Source organism: Leifsonia xyli subsp. cynodontis (genome assembly GCF_050632205.1).
GTDB classification, from domain to species: Bacteria; Actinomycetota; Actinomycetes; order Actinomycetales; family Microbacteriaceae; genus Leifsonia; species Leifsonia xyli_D.
Genome location: NZ_CP192578.1, coordinates 3,323,981 through 3,341,915, shown reverse-complemented (window position 1 = coordinate 3,341,915; position 17,935 = coordinate 3,323,981). Strand labels below are relative to the sequence as shown.

The window sequence follows — 17,935 nt, the reverse complement described above, 5'->3', positions numbered from 1 at the left end:
GGGTGGCCATCTCACAAAGAAGTCCGGCGGTGTCCTACTCTCCCACAGGGTCCCCCTGCAGTACCATCGGCGCAGAGAGTCTTAGCTTCCGGGTTCGGAATGTAACCGGGCGTTTCCCTCTCGCTATGGCCGCCGAAACACTATTGATGTATCAAAGTGAACGTCGAGCGTTAGCTCGAATCAGTTCTCGACCGTACATCGAGAACCACATAGTGGACGCGAACAATCTTGGCCCCTCATGCCAGCCTTACAACATGCATGAGAGTGGTGATTATCAAGTTATCGGCTTATTAGTACCGGTCAGCTCCATGGGTCTTTAGTCCCCACTTCCACATCCGGCCTATCAACCCAGTAGTCTAGCTGGGAGCCTCTCGCCCGAAGGCATGGAAATCTCATCTTGAGGCCGGCTTCCCGCTTAGATGCTTTCAGCGGTTATCCATCCCGAACGTAGCTAACCAGCGGTGCTCTTGGCAGAACAACTGGCACACCAGAGGTTCGTCCAACCCGGTCCTCTCGTACTAGGGTCAGATCCTCTCAAATTTCCTACGCGCGCAGCGGATAGGGACCGAACTGTCTCACGACGTTCTAAACCCAGCTCGCGTACCGCTTTAATGGGCGAACAGCCCAACCCTTGGGACCTACTCCAGCCCCAGGATGCGACGAGCCGACATCGAGGTGCCAAACCATGCCGTCGATATGGACTCTTGGGCAAGATCAGCCTGTTATCCCCGAGGTACCTTTTATCCGTTGAGCGACAGCGCTTCCACAAGCCACTGCCGGATCACTAGTCCCGACTTTCGTCCCTGCTCGACTTGTCAGTCTCACAGTCAAGCTCCCTTGTGCACTTACACTCGACACCTGATTGCCAACCAGGTTGAGGGAACCTTTGGGCGCCTCCGTTACTTTTTGGGAGGCAACCGCCCCAGTTAAACTACCCACCAGGCACTGTCCCTGAACCGGATTACGGTTCTAAGTTAGATATCCAGAGTGACCAGAGTGGTATTTCAACATTGACTCCACCGACACTGGCGTGCCGGCTTCAAAGTCTCCCACCTATCCTACACAAGCCACACCGAACACCAATACCAAGCTGTAGTAAAGGTCACGGGGTCTTTCCGTCCTGCTGCGCGTAACGAGCATCTTTACTCGTAGTGCAATTTCGCCGAGTTCGCGGTTGAGACAGCTGGGAAGTCGTTACGCCATTCGTGCAGGTCGGAACTTACCCGACAAGGAATTTCGCTACCTTAGGATGGTTATAGTTACCACCGCCGTTTACTGGGGCTTAAATTCTGAGCTTCGCCGAAGCTAACCCTTCCTCTTAACCTTCCAGCACCGGGCAGGCGTCAGTCCGTATACATCGTCTTGCGACTTGGCACGGACCTGTGTTTTTAGTAAACAGTCGCTTCCCACTGGTCTCTGCGGCCTTCAAACGCTCCCGGAGCAAGTCCGTTCACGCCTCAGGCCCCCTTCTCCCGAAGTTACGGGGGCATTTTGCCGAGTTCCTTAACCACGATTCTCTCGATCTCCTTGGTATTCTCTACCTGACCACCTGAGTCGGTTTGGGGTACGGGCGGCTGGAACCTCGCGTCGATGCTTTTCTCGGCAGCATAGGATCACCCATTTCGTCAATGAAGACTACGCATCGTGCCTGGGCCTATGTGAGAGACGGATTTGCCTATCTCTCGGCTTACACACTTACACCGGGACAACCATCGCCCGGCTGGGCTACCTTCCTGCGTCACACCTGTTAATACGCTAGCCGCACCAGCATGGGGTCGAGCGTTAGGCCCGGACCTTCACCCCGAAGGGATCCGTGTCCAGGATTAGGACTCTTAGCACCACTGGATTAGCTTGGGCGGTTCTTCGCCGGTACGGGAATATCAACCCGTTGTCCATCGACTACGCCTGTCGGCCTCGCCTTAGGTCCCGACTTACCCAGGGCGGATTAGCCTGGCCCTGGAACCCTTGGTCTTTCGGAGGACGGGTTTCTCACCCGTCTTTCGCTACTCATGCCTGCATTCTCACTCGTGTGGCGTCCACGGCTGGTTTACACCGCCGCTTCACTCGCCACACGACGCTCTCCTACCCATCAACACGGCTGGACCACGAAGGCCTACCAATAATGTCAATGCCACAACTTCGGTGGCGTGCTTGAGCCCCGTTACATTGTCGGCGCGGAATCACTTGACCAGTGAGCTATTACGCACTCTTTCAAGGGTGGCTGCTTCTAAGCCAACCTCCTGGTTGTCTGTGCAACTCCACATCCTTTCCCACTTAGCACGCGCTTAGGGACCTTAGTTGGTGGTCTGGGTTGTTTCCCTCTCGACGATGAAGCTTATCCCCCACCGTCTCACTGCTGCGCTCTCACTTACCGGCATTCGGAGTTTGGCTGACGTCAGTAACCTTTTGGGGCCCATCGGCCATCCAGTAGCTCTACCTCCGGCAAGAAACACGCAACGCTGCACCTAAATGCATTTCGGAGAGAACCAGCTATCACGAAGTTTGATTGGCCTTTCACCCCTATCCACAGCTCATCCCCTCAGTTTTCAACCTAAGTGGGTTCGGTCCTCCACGACGTCTTACCGTCGCTTCAACCTGGCCATGGATAGATCACTTCGCTTCGGGTCTAGGACATGCGACTGAATCGCCCTATTCAGACTCGCTTTCGCTACGGCTACCCCTCACGGGTTAACCTCGCCACATATCGCTAACTCGCAGGCTCATTCTTCAAAAGGCACGCTGTCACCCCTACAAGGAGGCTCCAACGGTTTGTAAGCAAACGGTTTCAGGTACTATTTCACTCCCTCCCGGGGTACTTTTCACCTTTCCCTCACGGTACTTGTCCGCTATCGGTCATCTGGGAGTATTTAGGCTTATCAGGTGGTCCTGACAGATTCACACGGGATTTCTCGGGCCCCGTGCTACTTGGGATACTCTTCGCGCCATTGGACCATTTCGGCTACGGGGTTGGCACCCTCTATGACTGGCCTTTCAATACCATTCGCCTATGATCCTTTGTAACGCTCGCTGTTCGGCAGAATCAGCAGAAAAGTCCCGCAACCCCGACCATGCAACGCCTGCCGGCTATCACACATGATCGGTTTAGCCTCTTCCGGTTTCGCTCGCCACTACTAACGGAATCGCTTTTGCTTTCTCTTCCTGTGGGTACTGAGATGTTTCACTTCCCCACGTTCCCTCTACCCGCCCTATATATTCAGGCGGGAGTCACTGGGTCACCATAAAGGGCCCAGCGGGGTTTCCCCATTCGGAGATCCTCGGATCAAAGCTCGTTTATCAGCTCCCCGAGGCTTATCGCAGATTACTACGTCCTTCTTCGGCTCCAGATGCCAAGGCATCCACCGTTTGCTCTTAGAAACTTGAAATCACATGAGTTTTAGAATCGATCGACTCATCCGAAGATGAGCAGATTGACCAATGATCTATCAGTACGTAAGTACTGTGATCATCTTTGTGATCCGAACCCGAAGGTTCGAATCTAAGATGCTCGCGTCCACTGTGTAGTTCTCAAAGTACGGGCGGTACCTTCTCCGCCGGCTAATGATGCCGACTAGAAAAGGTCCAGAGGATTCGGTTCTCATCTGTTCCGATGAGGTCCGGTCCCTCAGGACCCAACAGCGTGCATGTGCGGGGCTTCGCGATCCGAACCGTTCCTACCTGCAAGAGGTGTACTGAGTTCGAGCCGATCGGCTCCGCACCAATGTCAATGTTCCACCCATGAGCTAACCGGCTGAGACGTTCGCTCAGATCCGGCGCCTGGACACCCTAGAGTGCCAGATGCTCCTTAGAAAGGAGGTGATCCAGCCGCACCTTCCGGTACGGCTACCTTGTTACGACTTAGTCCTAATCACCGATCCCACCTTCGACGGCTCCCTCCACAAGGGTTGGGCCACCGGCTTCGGGTGTTACCGACTTTCATGACTTGACGGGCGGTGTGTACAAGGCCCGGGAACGTATTCACCGCAGCGTTGCTGATCTGCGATTACTAGCGACTCCGACTTCATGAGGTCGAGTTGCAGACCTCAATCCGAACTGAGACCGGCTTTTTGGGATTCGCTCCACCTTACGGTATTGCAGCCCTTTGTACCGGCCATTGTAGCATGCGTGAAGCCCAAGACATAAGGGGCATGATGATTTGACGTCATCCCCACCTTCCTCCGAGTTGACCCCGGCAGTCTCCTATGAGTTCCCGCCATTACGCGCTGGCAACATAGAACGAGGGTTGCGCTCGTTGCGGGACTTAACCCAACATCTCACGACACGAGCTGACGACAACCATGCACCACCTGTTCACGAGTGTCCAAAGAGTTGACCATTTCTGGCCCGTTCTCGTGTATGTCAAGCCTTGGTAAGGTTCTTCGCGTTGCATCGAATTAATCCGCATGCTCCGCCGCTTGTGCGGGCCCCCGTCAATTCCTTTGAGTTTTAGCCTTGCGGCCGTACTCCCCAGGCGGGGCGCTTAATGCGTTAGCTGCGACACGGAAACCGTGGAATGGTCCCCACATCTAGCGCCCAACGTTTACGGCGTGGACTACCAGGGTATCTAATCCTGTTCGCTCCCCACGCTTTCGCTCCTCAGCGTCAGTTACGGCCCAGAGAACTGCCTTCGCCATCGGTGTTCCTCCTGATATCTGCGCATTCCACCGCTACACCAGGAATTCCATTCTCCCCTACCGCACTCTAGTCTGCCCGTACCCACTGCAGGCCCGAGGTTGAGCCTCGGGTTTTCACAGCAGACGCGACAGACCGCCTACGAGCTCTTTACGCCCAATAATTCCGGACAACGCTCGCACCCTACGTATTACCGCGGCTGCTGGCACGTAGTTAGCCGGTGCTTTTTCTGCAGGTACCGTCACTTTCGCTTCTTCCCTACTAAAAGAGGTTTACAACCCGAAGGCCGTCATCCCTCACGCGGCGTTGCTGCATCAGGCTTGCGCCCATTGTGCAATATTCCCCACTGCTGCCTCCCGTAGGAGTCTGGGCCGTGTCTCAGTCCCAGTGTGGCCGGTCACCCTCTCAGGCCGGCTACCCGTCGTAGGCTTGGTGAGCCGTTACCTCACCAACTACCTGATAGGCCGCGAGTCCATCCTTGACCGAAGTTCTTTCCACGTACAGGAGATGCCTCCGTACGTCATATCCGGTATTAGCTTCCGTTTCCGGAGGTTATCCCAGAGTCAAGGGCAGGTTACTCACGTGTTACTCACCCGTTCGCCACTAATCCCCTAGAGCAAGCTCCAGGTTCATCGTTCGACTTGCATGTGTTAAGCACGCCGCCAGCGTTCGTCCTGAGCCAGGATCAAACTCTCCGTAAATGTTTAGCTCCGCGGTCGCAAGCGACCGGGAAACATAGTGCAGGCTCGAGCAGGAAATATGCTCGTGCACTGCGAGTTTGTCTTGACTAGTTTCGAATATCTACTGACATTCTGTTTCTAATCCAAAGGAATCTCGCATCGACCACTAGACTAGGTCTAGAAGGTCAATGCCGAGGTTGTTTGGCATTTGACATTGTGCACGCTGTTGAGTTCTCAAGGATCGGACGCTCTCGCTTTTCAACCTTCCGGCTGTCTCTGCGAGGCAACTTCTCTACCTTACCACCCTCAGTCAGTTTGTCAAGTCGGCGTTTCGCGTTCCTCGTTGGCCCGATGTGTGGGCACAACCGAATCACACGATCCGAACCGGTTAGACCTGCTCAGTGAGTGGGTGTTAATCCTAAGCGCAGCAAGCGAACTAATTCAAGTTCAGGTTTGCCGCTAGGCTAAGGATTTGGTCCCGCTTGAGGCCGGGGAGCTCTTCCGCTCTCCCGCACCTTTGGGGTGACAAGTAAGTACTTTACGCAGGCCCTCGGGTCGTCGCAAATTCCGCCCACATCCCGGGCGTGTCGCCCTTGACTTCCGCGGAATCACGCGGATTTTCCTGCTGCGCCACTCTGCAAGCGGCCGCACTACGCAGAAAACCCCCGCGAAGCCGGCGGGCTTGCGGGGGTTTCGTCGGTGAGGGACGCGGAGTCACAGTCCGGAGTACGCGTGCAGTCCGTGGAAGAACACGTTGACGATGCCGAAGTTGAACAGCACGGCACCGAAGCCGATGATCGCCAGCCACGCAGAACGCGACCCACGCCAACCGCGTGTCGCACGAGCGTGGATGTATCCGGCATAGATCACCCAGATGATGAACGTCCAGACCTCCTTCGTGTCCCAACCCCAATAGCGGCCCCACGCCTTCTCGGCCCAGATGGCACCGGCGATCAGGGTGAAGGTCCAGGCGATGAAGCCGACGATGTTGATCCGGTACGCGAGGTTCTCGAGCGCGACCGAGCTCGGGAGCGTCGACAGGAACCGGAATTGCTGGGGCCGCGACTCGGCCACCTGGCGCTCGCGCCGGTACTGGAGCAGCTGCAGGCCGGAGAGCGCGAACCCGAGAGCGAAGAACGCCGTGCCGAGCACGGCCACGATGATGTGGATGACCAGCCAGTACGACTGAAGCGCCGGCTGCAACGGGACCACCGGCACGTAGTACCGCAGAAGGGCGATGCCCTGCAGCACGAGCACCAGCCCCAGCACGAACGTGCCCACGTACTTGATCGGCCACTTGAGGTTGGCGACGAGGAAGACCCCGATGATGACGAGGGTTCCCGTCATCGAGAACTCCCACATGTTGGCCCACGGAACGCGAGCGGCCGCGATGCCCCGCAGGACGACGGCCACGAGGTGGAAGGCGAAGCCTGCGATGGTGAGCCCGAACGCCCACGTGAGCGAGACTCCCCACCCGAGCCGTTCATCACGTCGTCCTCGACGCGGGTGCTGATGCGCGACGACAGGCGTCCGAGCGCGGATGCCGGCGGCGGCGGCACATCCGCCGTGCCTCCGCCGATCAGCGTCGCCGAGGGCGCACCGACGGGCGTCGCCACCTCCGCACGCCGCGCCACGGCACTCGGCACGACGGCCGCCTCGACCGCGGTCGCGCGCGCTCCCCGCCGGGCGAGGTCGAGCGCGAAGGCGATGAACGCCGCCGCATAGAGTCCCATCGCCGCGTACAGGAACACGGTCGACAGCTGAGCCAATGTCTCGGTCACAATGCAAGCCTAAGTCGTCGGGGGCCCGGCGAGGGCCTTGGAGTGCTGATCCGCTACGGTCGCTACCGCGGCCAGGAGGTTCGGGTCGTCACCGCGGGCCAGCCCCGCGTACTCGAGGGTGAGCGAACCGTCGGCGTTCTCGATCGCCTTGACCCACAGCCGGCGCCGCGGGACGAACAGCGAGGTGAGCAGCCCCACCAGGATGAGCACCGCGAAGAGCAGCACCCACACCTGCGCGGGGTCGTGGTGCACCTCCAGCGTCGCGAACCGCTTCACGCCGTCCAGCGAGATCGTCCCCAGCCCGTTCGGAAGTTCGACCGTCTGGCCGGGCTTCAGTTCGAGCGCCTTCGTCTTCGTCGGCGGCCCCGCCAACTGCTCGAGCGTGTCGGTGTTCAGGCTGTAGACGGATTGCGGCACGCCGTCGTCGACCCCGAGATCCCCGGCGTACACGTTCAGAGTCAGCATCGGATCACGGAGCCCCGGGAACTTCGACGCCAGGGCGCCCTTGGCCGTCTGGCTCTCGGTCACCGTCGGATAGAAGAAGCCGATCATCCCGACCTGCTCCTTGAGCCCGTCCGGGATCTTGACGAACCCCAGCGACGTGAGGTTCGGGTCCGCCTGCGGGATGAACGGGACGGAGTCGTTGAAGACGACCTTGCCGGCGGTGTCCTTGACGGTGATCGTCGGCGCGTATCCGTTGCCCAGGAGGTAGACGTTCGTGCCTCCGATCGGCAGCGGATCGTTCACCTTGATGGTCGTCTCGTCGCGGGAGTCGCCGGGCCCCTTCGTGGTCACGTGCGCGGTGTAGTCGAGCGGAGTGCCGATCGCATCCTGGTTCTTCGTCTCGTAGCGCACGTCGAGCTTGTCCACCGCGATGGAGAACGGGGCGAGCGACGCGTCGCTGAAGAAGCGTCCCGGGTTGAACGAGTTGTACGACGGGAGGCTGTTCACGAAGCTCTGGCCCTCGACCACGATCTTCTGACCGGTGTAGCCGAATCCTCCGCCGACCCCGATGGCGAGCAGGACGCCGAGGAGTGCGATGTGGAAGACGAGGTTCCCGCTCTCGCGGAGATATCCCCGCTCCGCGGAGACGGACGTCGACCCGGCGTCCTGATAGAGGGCGACGCGGTAGTGGTTCGCCTTCAGGACCTCGCGGGCGCCGACGATCGGGTCGACCGATCGCGTGCGCAGCTCTGCCGGGAGGATCCGCGACTGGAAGCCGGCCATCCGCGCCAGACGCACCGGGGTCTTGGGCGGCTTGGCCCGCATGGCGTCGAAGTGGTGCTTGGTGCGCGGGATGATGCACCCGATCAGCGACGCGAAGAGCAGCAGGTAGATCGCCGAGAACCACACCGACGTGTAGACGTCGAAGAACTGCAGCTTGTCGAGCACCGGGGCGAGCGACGGGTTGTCGGTGAAGTACTTCGTCACGCCGTTCGGGTCGGAGCTGCGCTGAGGCACCAGCGACCCGGGGACGGCGGCGATCGCCAGAAGGAGCAGCAGGAACAGGGCGGTCCGCATGCTCGTGAGCTGCCGCCAGAACCAGCGGAGCCAGCCGACGGGGCCGAGCTTGGGCTGGACGACGTCCGGGTCCTCGCGAGGAGGAGCGGCATCGATGTGATCAGAGGGCCGGCTCAAAACCTTGGATCACCGCCAAGAACTGGGACATGAGTTCGCTCCACAGACCGGTGACCATCAGGATGCCGATGGCGACCAGCAGGACGCCGCCGACGATGTTGATGGCGCGGATGTGGCGCTTGAGGAATGCGACGGACCCGGCCACCCAGTCGAAGCCCAGGGCGACGAGCAGGAACGGGATCCCGAGACCGATGCAGTAGAACAGGCCGAGCAGGGCACCGCGCCAGGGCGAACCGCTGCCGACGCTGAGCGCGCTGATGGCCGCCAGGGTCGGGCCGATGCACGGCGTCCACCCCAGCCCGAAGACGATACCGAGCAGCGGTGCCCCGATCAGGCCGGTCGCTGGACGCCACGCGGGCTTGATCGTGCGCTGCAGGAACGAGAACTGGCCGATGAATACGAGGCCCATGACGATGACGAGGGCTCCGAGGATGCGGACCACGACATCCTGCCACCGCACCAGCCAGTAGCCGAGAGCCCCGAAGGCCGCACCGTACGCCACGAACACGATCGCGAATCCGAGGATGAACAGCGCGACGCCGGTCAGCAGGCGCGAGCGGTCGCGCTTCGCCCCCGGGTCGCTGATGCCGCCGACGTAGGCGAGGTAGCCCGGGACGAGCGGCAGCACGCATGGTGACGCGAACGAGACGAGTCCCGCGAGAAGCGCGATCGGCAGGGCCAGCAGAAGCTGCCCGCTGAAGACGATCTGACCGACGCCGCCCACGTCAGTGCTCGGCCACGGCGTCGGAGATGAGCGAGTCGAGGATGCTCTTGTCGGGGATCGCGCCCAGGATGCGCGCTGCGACCCGGCCCTGCTTGTCCACGACCAGAGTCGTCGGCGTCGCCTTCGGGGGCACGGTCTTGCTGAACGCGAGGAGGACGGATCCGGTGTCGCGGTCGAGCACCGACGGATACGTGACGCCCTTCTCCTTCTCGAAGCTCGCGGCCGTCTGCGCGGAGTCGTAGAGGTTCACGCCGAGGAAGCCGACGCCCTGGGCGGCGTACTTCCGGCTCAGCTGCTCCAGCGCCGGCGCCTCCACGCGGCACGGCGGGCAGCCGGCGTACCAGAAGTTCACGACGAGCACCTTGCCCGCGTAGTCCTTCGACGTGACGGTGTCGCCGTTCTGAAGCGTTCCCTCGAAGGCGACGGGCGTTCCGCGACTGCCCGCGGCGTACTCGCTCACGGTGCCGTCGCCTGCGATGTAGTTCTGACCGTTGCCGGAACGGTACTGCGAGGCGAGGCTGTCGTTGGCCGTGCAGCCGCTGAGGGCGAGCGCTGTGGCCGAGACGGCGGCCGCGACGGGCATCAGGACGCGGAGACGCAGCCGGGTGCGTCTGCCGAAGGAGCTTCTCACACGGCCCCCACATCGGTTGCGGTGACCAGCAGGCTTGCGGCGGGCTCCACATAGCCGACCTCGATGAGACGCTGCGCTTCGGGTGTGCGGCCCGGATGCACCGGAGCGGCTTCGCCCGGGTGCGCCGCGGACTCATCGCTCGGGCCGTCGGCGGCCGCTGCGGGGATTTCGGCGGCGCGGCGCTCGAAGGTCGTGATACTCGACAAGGCACAGCGTCGCTTGCGCGGATCGTGCGCATACCGCTCCCCCGCGACCGACAGATGGCTGACCCAGATCGGGAGCTGATGGCTCACCAGCACCACGTCACCCGAGTCGACCGAGTCGAAGGCGTCGTGGACGGCCGCGAGCATGCGCTGCTCGATGCTCGCATACGCCTCACCCCAACTGGGCCGGAGCGGGTTGATCAGGTAGGGCCAGTAGACCGGCTTCCGGACGGCGAGCTTCATCCTGGTGCCTTCGAAGCGGTTCGTCGGCTCGATGATGCGCTCGTCGATCACGGGGTCGAGACCGAATGTCGCCGCGATCGGCGCCGCGGATTCGCGTGTGCGCTGCAACGGGGAGACGCGCAGGGCCGAGATGGGACGGGACCGCTCGGCGAGCTCGTCGGCGGCGGCATGGGCCATGCGGTGACCCAGCTTGGAGAGGCCGAAGCCCGGCAACCTGCCGTACAGGATGCCGTCGGGATTGAACACCTCACCATGACGGACGAGATGGACCTGGCTCGCTACCACCGCTCCAGTCTACGGAGGGGTTCCCCTTGAATTCACTGAGCACGGCGCGCCTGTGGACAACGGAATCGTCCACAGGCCTGTATGGCACGCGTCTTATCCACAGATTCCGTCGTGCGGGACTTCTCATGTTCGCGGATATCTAGCGTCGAGCCATGGCCCAACAGGAAGAAGAGGGTGAGGCTCTTGCGAACATCCCGAACCATGACCGCCCACGGGAGCGGATGCGACGCCTGGGCATCGGATCGCTCACGGACGACGAGGTGCTCGCGCTGGTGCTCGGATCCGGCCAGACCGGGCGCAGCGTGCTCGCACTCGCGCGATCGGTCCTGCGCAGGACCGGCGGGTTCCCCGGGCTCGCGACGATGGACTTCGCGCGACTGGAGAATCTGCCCGGCGTCGGACCGGCGACCGCGGGCCGGCTGGTCGCCATCACGGAGATCTGGCGGCGCGCCGGCGCACCCTCGGCGTGGACACGGCTCGTCGACCACAAGGCGATCGCCGATGTGGTGCGGCCCGAGCTGCTGCACCGGGACAGCGAACGGTTCGTCGTGGCCGTCGCCGACCGGGCCGCTCGGCCGATCGAGCTGGTGCTCATGCGCGACGGAGGCGTCGACGAGACCACCATTCTGCCTGCGGACGTGCTCCAGGCGGTGCTCACCCGCGGGGGCCGCTCCTTCGCGGTGGCGCACAACCATACGTCTGGCGTGCTCGACGCATCCGTGGCCGACCTCATGCTCACGCGGAGGCTCGATCAGGCGGCTGCCACCCTCGGGCTGCGCTTCCTCGGGCACATCCTGGTCGCAGGAGACAGTTGGGCGGCTCTGCCGACCGCCGGTTCAGCAGCTACGGCGTCAGGCGCGTCGGTCCGCGGAAGAGGTAGGTCGTCTCACGCAGGTTCGAGAGGTGCAGCATGAGCATCAGCACCCGGGCGAGACCCATGCCGAATCCGCCGTGCGGGGGATGCCGTAGCGGAAGAAGGCGAGCACGTCCTCGAGCTCCTCCACCGACAGGCCCTTCTCGACGGCCTGCTTCTCGAGGACATCGACGCGGTGCTCACGCTGTGCACCGGTCGAGATCTCCACACCGTTGAAGATCAGGTCGTAGCTGCGGGTGATGGAGGGGTCCTCCGGGTGCCGCATGTGGTAGTACGGACGGATGCTCGCGGCGTAGTCCGTCAGGAAGACGAACTCGTGGTTGTAGGTCTCTTTGACATAGGCGGAGATCTGGCGCTCGCCCTCCGGATCCATGTCGTCGTCCTCCCGCGGCACGACGTAGCCGCGCTCGGCGACGATCCGCTTCGCCTCGGAGAGCGGGATGCGCGGGAACGGCGTGGAGGGGACGGTCACCTCGACGCCGAAGAGCTGCTCGATCTCCTCGCCGTGCTTCTCCTTCACCGCGGTGAAGCCGGCGACAAGGAGGTCCTCGTGCACCTTCATGACATCCTCATGGCTGTCGATCCAGCTGATCTCGGTGTCCACGCTGGTGAACTCCGTCGCGTGCCGGCTGGTGAAGCTCGGGTCGGCGCGGAAGGCGGGGCCGATCTCGAACACGCGGCCGAAACCGGCTGCCTGCGCCATCTGCTTGAAGATCTGGGGGCTCTGCGCCAGGTAGGCCGTCGTCTCGAAGTACGGCAGCTCGAACAGCTCGGCTCGGGACTCGGACGCGGACGCCATGAGCTTGGGCGTGTGGATCTCGACGAAGCCGTTGTCCACCCAGTACTGGCGCAGAGCGTGCTCGAAGGTCGTCTGCACACGGAAGATCAGATTGTGCCGCGGCTCGCGCAGGTCGAGGAAGCGCCAGTCCATGCGCTTGTCGATGCCACTGTCTGCGGCGATGGGCGTCTCCGGGATAGCCGCCGTCTCGACCTCGAGCGACGAGAGACGGATCTCGATGCCGCCGAGCTTGACACGCTCGTCGTGCTTGAGCTCGCCCGTGGCGCGGACGAACGTCCCTTGGGAGAGCCCGGAGATCGTGGTGGCCGGCTCGTCGGCGACGACGATGCCGTCCTCTCCGACGGTCCGCGGATTGACGAGCTGGACCGCGCCGGACTCATCGCGCAGGACGACGAACTGCACCTTCTTCTGGTCGCGGACGGTCTCGACCCATCCGGCGACGCTCACGGGGCCGTCGGGCAGAGCGGCGAGGTCTTTGATCAAAACGCGTGCGGTCACGAGCCCCAAGCCTACCCGTGCGGCAGGTGTGAGAATGGAGGGACCAGGCACGAAGGAGTAGCCCATGAGTTCCGACGACGTCGTCATCCTGTCCGCCGCCCGTACGCCGCTGGGAAAGATCAAGGGGACGCTGGCGTCGCTGAGTGCGGTCCAGCTCGGAACCGTGGCAGTGCAGAAGGCTTTGGAGCGGTCGGGCATCGGGCCGGATGCGGTGGACACGGTCCTGTTCGGTCAGGTGCTGCAGGCTGGAGCCGGCCAGAACCCGGCACGGCAGACGGCGATCGGCGCGGGCATCGGCTGGGACGTGCCCGCCACGACGATCAACAAGGTGTGCCTCTCCGGATTGGCTGCAGTGATCGACGCAGCGCGCCTGATCCGGACCGGCGAAGCGACGGTGGTGGTCGCCGGCGGCCAGGAGTCGATGACGAACGCACCGCACGTCCTTCCGGGGTCGCGCATGGGATGGAACTACGGCTCCATCCAGGCGCTCGACTCGGCGGCGCACGACGGCCTGACGGATGCCTTCGACGGCGAATCGATGGGCGCCTCCACCGAGAAGTACACGGAGAAGCTCGGGCTGCGGCGAGAGGCGCAGGACGAGTTCGCGGCCCGATCGCACCAACGCGCCGGCGCGGCCATGGCGAACGGGGTCTTCGCCGACGAGATCGCACCGGTGACCATCCCTCAGCGCAAGGGCGAACCGGTCGTCGTCAGCACGGACGAAGGAGTACGACCGGACTCCACCGCGGAGACGCTGGCGGGCCTACGACCGAGCTTCGCCCAGGACGGGACCCTGACGGCCGGCAACTCGTCGCCGTTGAGCGACGGCGCAGCGGCGCTCGTGCTGACGAGCCGCGAGAACGCCGAGCGCCTGGGGCTCCAGTGGCTCGCGATCGTCGGCGCCAGCGGGCAGGTGGCCGGGCCGGACAACTCGCTGCACTCGCAGCCCTCGCGCGCGATCGACGCGGCGCTCCGGCGAGCGGGTTGGAGCGTCTCCGAGCTGGATCTGATCGAGATCAACGAGGCGTTCGCCGCGGTCGCGCTCCAGTCGATGTCCGACCTGAGCCTCGACCCGGCGAAGGTCAACATCCACGGCGGCGCGATCGCGCTGGGGCATCCCATCGGAGCCTCGGGAGCGCGACTCGCCGGCCACGCCGCGCACGAACTGGCGCGACGCGGCTCGGGACGCGCCGCCGTTGCACTCTGCGGCGGGGGCGGCCAGGGCGACGCGCTCCTTCTCTACCGCTGAGGCGCGCGCGGCCGCGGTCAGCGGTCGAGGTGGCGTTCCTCCGGACCGGTGTACTGCGAGAGGGGCCGGATCAGCGAGTTGGCGGCGTACTGCTCGAAGACGTGCGCCGTCCAGCCGGTGACGCGCGCGGCGGCGAACAGGGGGTGAACGTCTCGGTGTCGAAGCCCATGAGGTTGTACGCCGGCCCGGACGGGTAGTCGAGGTTCGGCTTGATGTTCTTGCGCTCCGCCATGGCCCCCTCGAGGGCATCGTAGAGGGCGAGCACATCCTGCCGGTCGTAGTGATCGACCAGGGCCACCAGAGCCTCGCGCATCGTCGGAACGCGCGAATCACCGTTCTTGTACACGCGGTGGCCGAAGCCCATGATCTTGCGCTTCGCGGCGAGGGCGGAATCCAGCCATTCAGCGGCGCGATCCGCTGTCCCGATCTCCGCGAACGCGTGCATCACGGCCTCGTTCGCCCCGCCGTGCAGCGGCCCCTTGAGCGCCCCGATGGCGCCCGTGACGGCCGAGTAGACATCCGACAGGGTGGACGCGATCACGCGGGCGGTGAACGTCGAGGCGTTGAACGAGTGCTCCGCGTACAGCACCAGCGAAACCCGGAACGCGTCGACCACCACGTCGTCCGGAACCTCCCCGAACGTCATCCAGAGGAAGTTCCGCGAATAGTCGAGGTCGTCGCGCGGTTCGACCGGCTCGAGGCCGCGACGGCGACGCTGGATGAAGGCGACGATGGTCGGCAGCTGTGCCAAGAGGTACAGGGCTCGGCCCTCGTTGAGGTCGCTGTCCAGGATGCCGTCCGGCTGGGCGAGAGTCGCATCCAGGCCGCCCAGCTGACTCACGGCCGTGCGCAGCGCGTCCATGGGGTGCGCGGACGCCGGGATGTCCTCCAGCGCTCGCCGCGTGCGGTCATCGAGCCGGCGAAGAGAACGCTCGAGCGACTCGAACGCGACCAGCTGATCCGCGTTCGGCAGCTCTCCGTGCCACAGCAGGTAGGCGACCTCTTCGAAAGAACAGTGCGCAGCCAACTCCTGGACCGGGTATCCGCGGTACAGCAAGGAGTTGGTCTGCGGGTTCACCGAAGAGATCGTCGTCGTGTCGACGACGACGCCGGCGAGTCCCTTGTGGATCTCGGGGTCGGTCATCTGAGCTCCTTCGCTGCTGACAGGGCGGCCGGCCCGGCGGGCCGGCTGAAGCGGCCTCTAACGACGCACTTCGAAGTTGTACACCGAGGTGTCGAACGCGTTGTATCCCTCGTAGTCAATCAGGTCGTACAGGTCGGCGCGATGCTGCATGTCGCCCAGCATGGGCTCCAGCGTGCCCTGGCCCAGAAGCTGGTCCAGTCCGCGTTCCGCGGCGCCCATCGCGAGCCGGAGGAGGGACACCGGCCAGATCACGATGTTGACGCCCACATCCCGCAGTTGGTCGACGGTGAAGAGGTCGCTCTTGCCGAACTCGGTCATGTTGGCGAGCAGCGGCACATCGACGGCTTCGCGGACGGCCTCGAACTCGGCGAGGTCCGACATGGCCTCGGGGAACAGCGCGTCGGCGCCCGCGTCCACCAGGGCCCTCGCCCGGTCGATCGCGGCTTCGAGGCCCTCGACGGCGCGGATATCCGTCCTCGCCATGATCAGGAGGTTCGAGTCGCGTCGCGCATCCACTGCCGCGCGGATGCGCTTGAGCGCGGTGTCCTCATCCACCACCTGCTTGCCATCGAGGTGACCGCAGCGCTTCGGGTTCACCTGATCCTCGATGTGCAGTCCAGCCACGCCGGCGTCCTCGAGCGCCTGGACGGTGCGGGCGACGTTCATCGGCTCGCCGAAGCCCGTGTCCGCGTCGACCAGAGCCGGCAGATCGGTCATCCGCGCGATCTGGGCGGAGCGACCGGCGACCTCCGTCTGGGTGGTGAGTCCGATGTCGGGGAGTCCGAGGTCGGCGGAGAGCACGGCGCCGGAGATGTACACGCCCTCGAAGCCCTTGCGCTCGATGAGTCGAGCCGAGAGCGGGTTGAACGCACCCGGCATCCTGATGAGCTCGCCGGATGCGAGGCGCGTGCGGAAGGCGGCGCGCTTCTCGTGCGCCGGAATGGACGAATACAGCATCTAGAACAGCCCCCTCGGAGCGACGGAGCCGGTCAGCAGGCCGGCACGGGCGGTGATGGTCAGCCCACCGAGCTCGGCGGCGCCGAGCTCAGGGAGGCGCTGCGCGAGCGCCAGGAAGCGCTCGATCTCCGCCTCCTCCAGCACGTCCGTGGCCAGCGTGCGGAACTTGGCGATGTAGTCCTCGCGTGCGAACGGCCGCGCGCCCAGCGGGTGGGCGTCGGCCACAGCGATCTCGTCCTCGATCATGGTGCCGTCCGCCAGGCGAATCTCCACCCGGCCGCCGAACGCCTTCTCGGCCGGATCGGTCGAATGGTACCGGCGCGTCCACTCCGGGTCCTCGGTGGTCGTCACCTTGCCCCACAACGCGACCGTATCGGGGCGTGCAGCGCGCGACGGGAGGTAGGAGTCGACGTGATGCCAACCGCCGTCCTGAAGCGCCACCGTGAAGATATACGGGATGCTGTGGTCCAGCGTCTCCCGCGAGGCGGTCGGGTCGTACTTCTGCGGATCGTTGGCGCCCGACCCGATGACGTAGTGGGTGTGGTGCGAAGTGTGGATGACGATGCTCTCCACCCGGGAGGGGTCGGCGACCTCCGGGTGCTCGTGGTGGAGCTTGCGCGCCAGGTCGATCCAGGCCTGGGCCTGATACTCGGCGGAGTGCTCCTTCGTGTACGAATCGAGGATGGCGCGCTTCGGCTCTCCACGTTCGGGGAGCGGCACGTCGTAGGAGGCGTCCGGCCCGTCCAGCAGCCAGGCGATCACGCCGTCCTCGCCCTCGTAGATCGGCGTCGGGCTGGTCTCGCCGCGAAGTGCCCGGTCGATCGCCTCGACGGCCATCTTGCCGGCGAAGGCGGGGGCGTGCGCCTTCCAGCTCGAGATCTCGCCCTTCCGCGACTGCCGGGTCGCCGTGGTGGTGTGCAGCGCCTGGCCGATCGCCTGGAAGATGGTCTCCGCCGGAAGGCCCAGCAGGGTTCCGATGCCCGCCGCCGCCGACGGCCCCAGGTGCGCGACATGGTCGATCTTGTGGCGGTGCAGGCTGATGGCACGGGCGAGATCGATCTGGATCTCGTAGCCCGTGGCGATGCCGCGGATCAGCTCCCGTCCGCTCAGCCCGTAGGCCCGGGCGGCGTGCTGCGCGACGGCCGTGATCGGCGGGATGTTGTCGCCGGGATGCGAGTACTCGGCAGCGAGGAACGTGTCGTGATAGTCGAGCTCGCGGACCGCCACGCCGTTCGCCCACGCCGCCCATTCGGGCGAGACGCGCGTCGTCGGCCATTCGCCGAAGACCGTGGAGCCCTCCTGCGGATGCTCGGTCGACTCCGTCAACTCGTTCAGCTGGCGGGTCGGGATCGGGTGGGCGAGCGCCTGCGCCCGGGCAGAGGCCACGGGCCGGCGCGTCAGCGACGCGGCCGCTACGGCGGCGTTGTCGATCACGCGGTTGATCACCATCTCGGCGACGTCCGCGTCGACCTCGACCGGGTCCGTCGCCACCTCGGCGATCTTCCAGGCGAGCTGGTCCTGACGAGCCAGGTTCTCTTCGCTGCTGTGCACACGGACGTTGTGGAGCTTCACGCTACGAACCTACCTCCCCTACGCTCGG

10 protein-coding genes, 3 rRNA genes and 2 pseudogenes are annotated in these 17,935 nt (G+C 63.9%); 2 read left to right on the top strand and 13 right to left on the bottom strand.

Annotated features, from left to right (window positions below):
- Positions 1-21: 21 nt before the first annotated feature.
- The 9 genes from rrf to ACQ86M_RS16705 all read right to left on the bottom strand — a co-directional run bounded on the left by rrf (position 22) and on the right by ACQ86M_RS16705 (position 10,814).
- Positions 22-137 (bottom strand): 5S ribosomal RNA (rrf, locus tag ACQ86M_RS16745).
- Between the two features lie 133 nt (positions 138-270).
- Positions 271-3,383, bottom strand: a 23S ribosomal RNA gene (locus ACQ86M_RS16740).
- A 423-nt stretch (positions 3,384-3,806) separates the two neighbouring features.
- A 16S ribosomal RNA gene (locus ACQ86M_RS16735) occupies positions 3,807-5,330 on the bottom strand.
- The 16S, 23S and 5S rRNA genes sit together here, the layout of an rRNA operon.
- A gap of 693 nt (positions 5,331-6,023) precedes the next feature.
- Positions 6,024-6,722, bottom strand: a complete 699-nt coding sequence (ccsB, locus tag ACQ86M_RS16730) for a c-type cytochrome biogenesis protein CcsB (RefSeq protein ID WP_431246238.1) — start codon at positions 6,720-6,722, stop codon at positions 6,024-6,026.
- Complete coding sequence (locus tag ACQ86M_RS16725) at positions 6,653-7,090, bottom strand: hypothetical protein (protein ID WP_431246237.1); 438 nt, start codon at positions 7,088-7,090, stop codon at positions 6,653-6,655. The genes ccsB and ACQ86M_RS16725 overlap by 70 nt, the downstream gene beginning before the upstream one ends.
- Before the next feature lie 9 nt (positions 7,091-7,099).
- A complete protein-coding gene (gene resB / locus ACQ86M_RS16720) occupies positions 7,100-8,728 on the bottom strand; it encodes a cytochrome c biogenesis protein ResB (protein WP_431246236.1) in 1,629 nt (542 codons plus the stop codon).
- On the bottom strand, positions 8,712-9,452 hold the full coding sequence (locus ACQ86M_RS16715; RefSeq protein ID WP_431246235.1) for a cytochrome c biogenesis CcdA family protein: 741 nt from the start codon (positions 9,450-9,452) through the stop codon (positions 8,712-8,714). The genes resB and ACQ86M_RS16715 overlap by 17 nt, the downstream gene beginning before the upstream one ends.
- A gap of 1 nt (position 9,453) precedes the next feature.
- Positions 9,454-10,035, bottom strand: coding sequence for a TlpA family protein disulfide reductase (locus tag ACQ86M_RS16710; protein ID WP_431221516.1), 582 nt, complete (start codon positions 10,033-10,035; stop codon positions 9,454-9,456).
- A gap of 44 nt (positions 10,036-10,079) precedes the next feature.
- Positions 10,080-10,814 carry a histidine phosphatase family protein gene (locus ACQ86M_RS16705; RefSeq protein WP_431246234.1) on the bottom strand — a complete coding sequence of 245 codons (735 nt, stop codon included), beginning with the start codon at positions 10,812-10,814 and terminating at the stop codon, positions 10,080-10,082.
- Positions 10,815-10,966: 152 nt separating this feature from the next.
- On the opposite strand from ACQ86M_RS16705, the gene ACQ86M_RS16700 reads away from it, so the two are divergent.
- Positions 10,967-11,728 (top strand): JAB domain-containing protein, encoded by a 762-nt coding sequence (locus ACQ86M_RS16700; protein WP_431246233.1) that lies wholly within the window; start codon positions 10,967-10,969, stop codon positions 11,726-11,728.
- Here ACQ86M_RS16700 and aspS read toward each other — a convergent pair.
- A pseudogene (gene aspS, locus ACQ86M_RS16695) lies at positions 11,658-12,970 on the bottom strand (aspartate--tRNA(Asn) ligase). The gene ACQ86M_RS16700 and the pseudogene aspS overlap by 71 nt on opposite strands.
- 79 nt (positions 12,971-13,049) lie before the next feature.
- On the opposite strand from aspS, the gene ACQ86M_RS16690 reads away from it, so the two are divergent.
- On the top strand, positions 13,050-14,234 hold the full coding sequence (locus tag ACQ86M_RS16690; protein ID WP_431246232.1) for an acetyl-CoA C-acetyltransferase: 1,185 nt from the start codon (positions 13,050-13,052) through the stop codon (positions 14,232-14,234).
- 17 nt (positions 14,235-14,251) lie between these two features.
- Here ACQ86M_RS16690 and ACQ86M_RS16685 read toward each other — a convergent pair.
- The 3 genes and pseudogenes from ACQ86M_RS16685 to ACQ86M_RS16675 all read right to left on the bottom strand — a co-directional run bounded on the left by ACQ86M_RS16685 (position 14,252) and on the right by ACQ86M_RS16675 (position 17,907).
- Positions 14,252-15,378: pseudogene (locus ACQ86M_RS16685) on the bottom strand (bifunctional 2-methylcitrate synthase/citrate synthase).
- A 57-nt stretch (positions 15,379-15,435) separates the two neighbouring features.
- Entirely contained in the window at positions 15,436-16,335 is a 900-nt protein-coding gene (prpB, locus tag ACQ86M_RS16680) for a methylisocitrate lyase (RefSeq protein ID WP_431246231.1), read from the bottom strand.
- On the bottom strand, positions 16,336-17,907 hold the full coding sequence (locus tag ACQ86M_RS16675) for an MmgE/PrpD family protein (RefSeq protein ID WP_431246230.1): 1,572 nt from the start codon (positions 17,905-17,907) through the stop codon (positions 16,336-16,338). It abuts the gene before it with no gap.
- Positions 17,908-17,935 lie beyond the last annotated feature (28 nt).

Bases quoted from the DNA above. Each gene is read 5' to 3' on its own strand.
- ACQ86M_RS16690 (WP_431246232.1), top strand. From the start codon at position 13,050: ATGAGTTCCGACGACGTCGTCATCCTGTCCGCCGCCCGTACGCCGCTG.
- ACQ86M_RS16700 (WP_431246233.1), top strand. From the start codon at position 10,967: ATGGCCCAACAGGAAGAAGAGGGTGAGGCTCTTGCGAACATCCCGAAC.
- ACQ86M_RS16710 (WP_431221516.1), bottom strand. From the start codon at position 10,035: ATGCCCGTCGCGGCCGCCGTCTCGGCCACAGCGCTCGCCCTCAGCGGC.
- prpB (WP_431246231.1), bottom strand. From the start codon at position 16,335: ATGCTGTATTCGTCCATTCCGGCGCACGAGAAGCGCGCCGCCTTCCGC.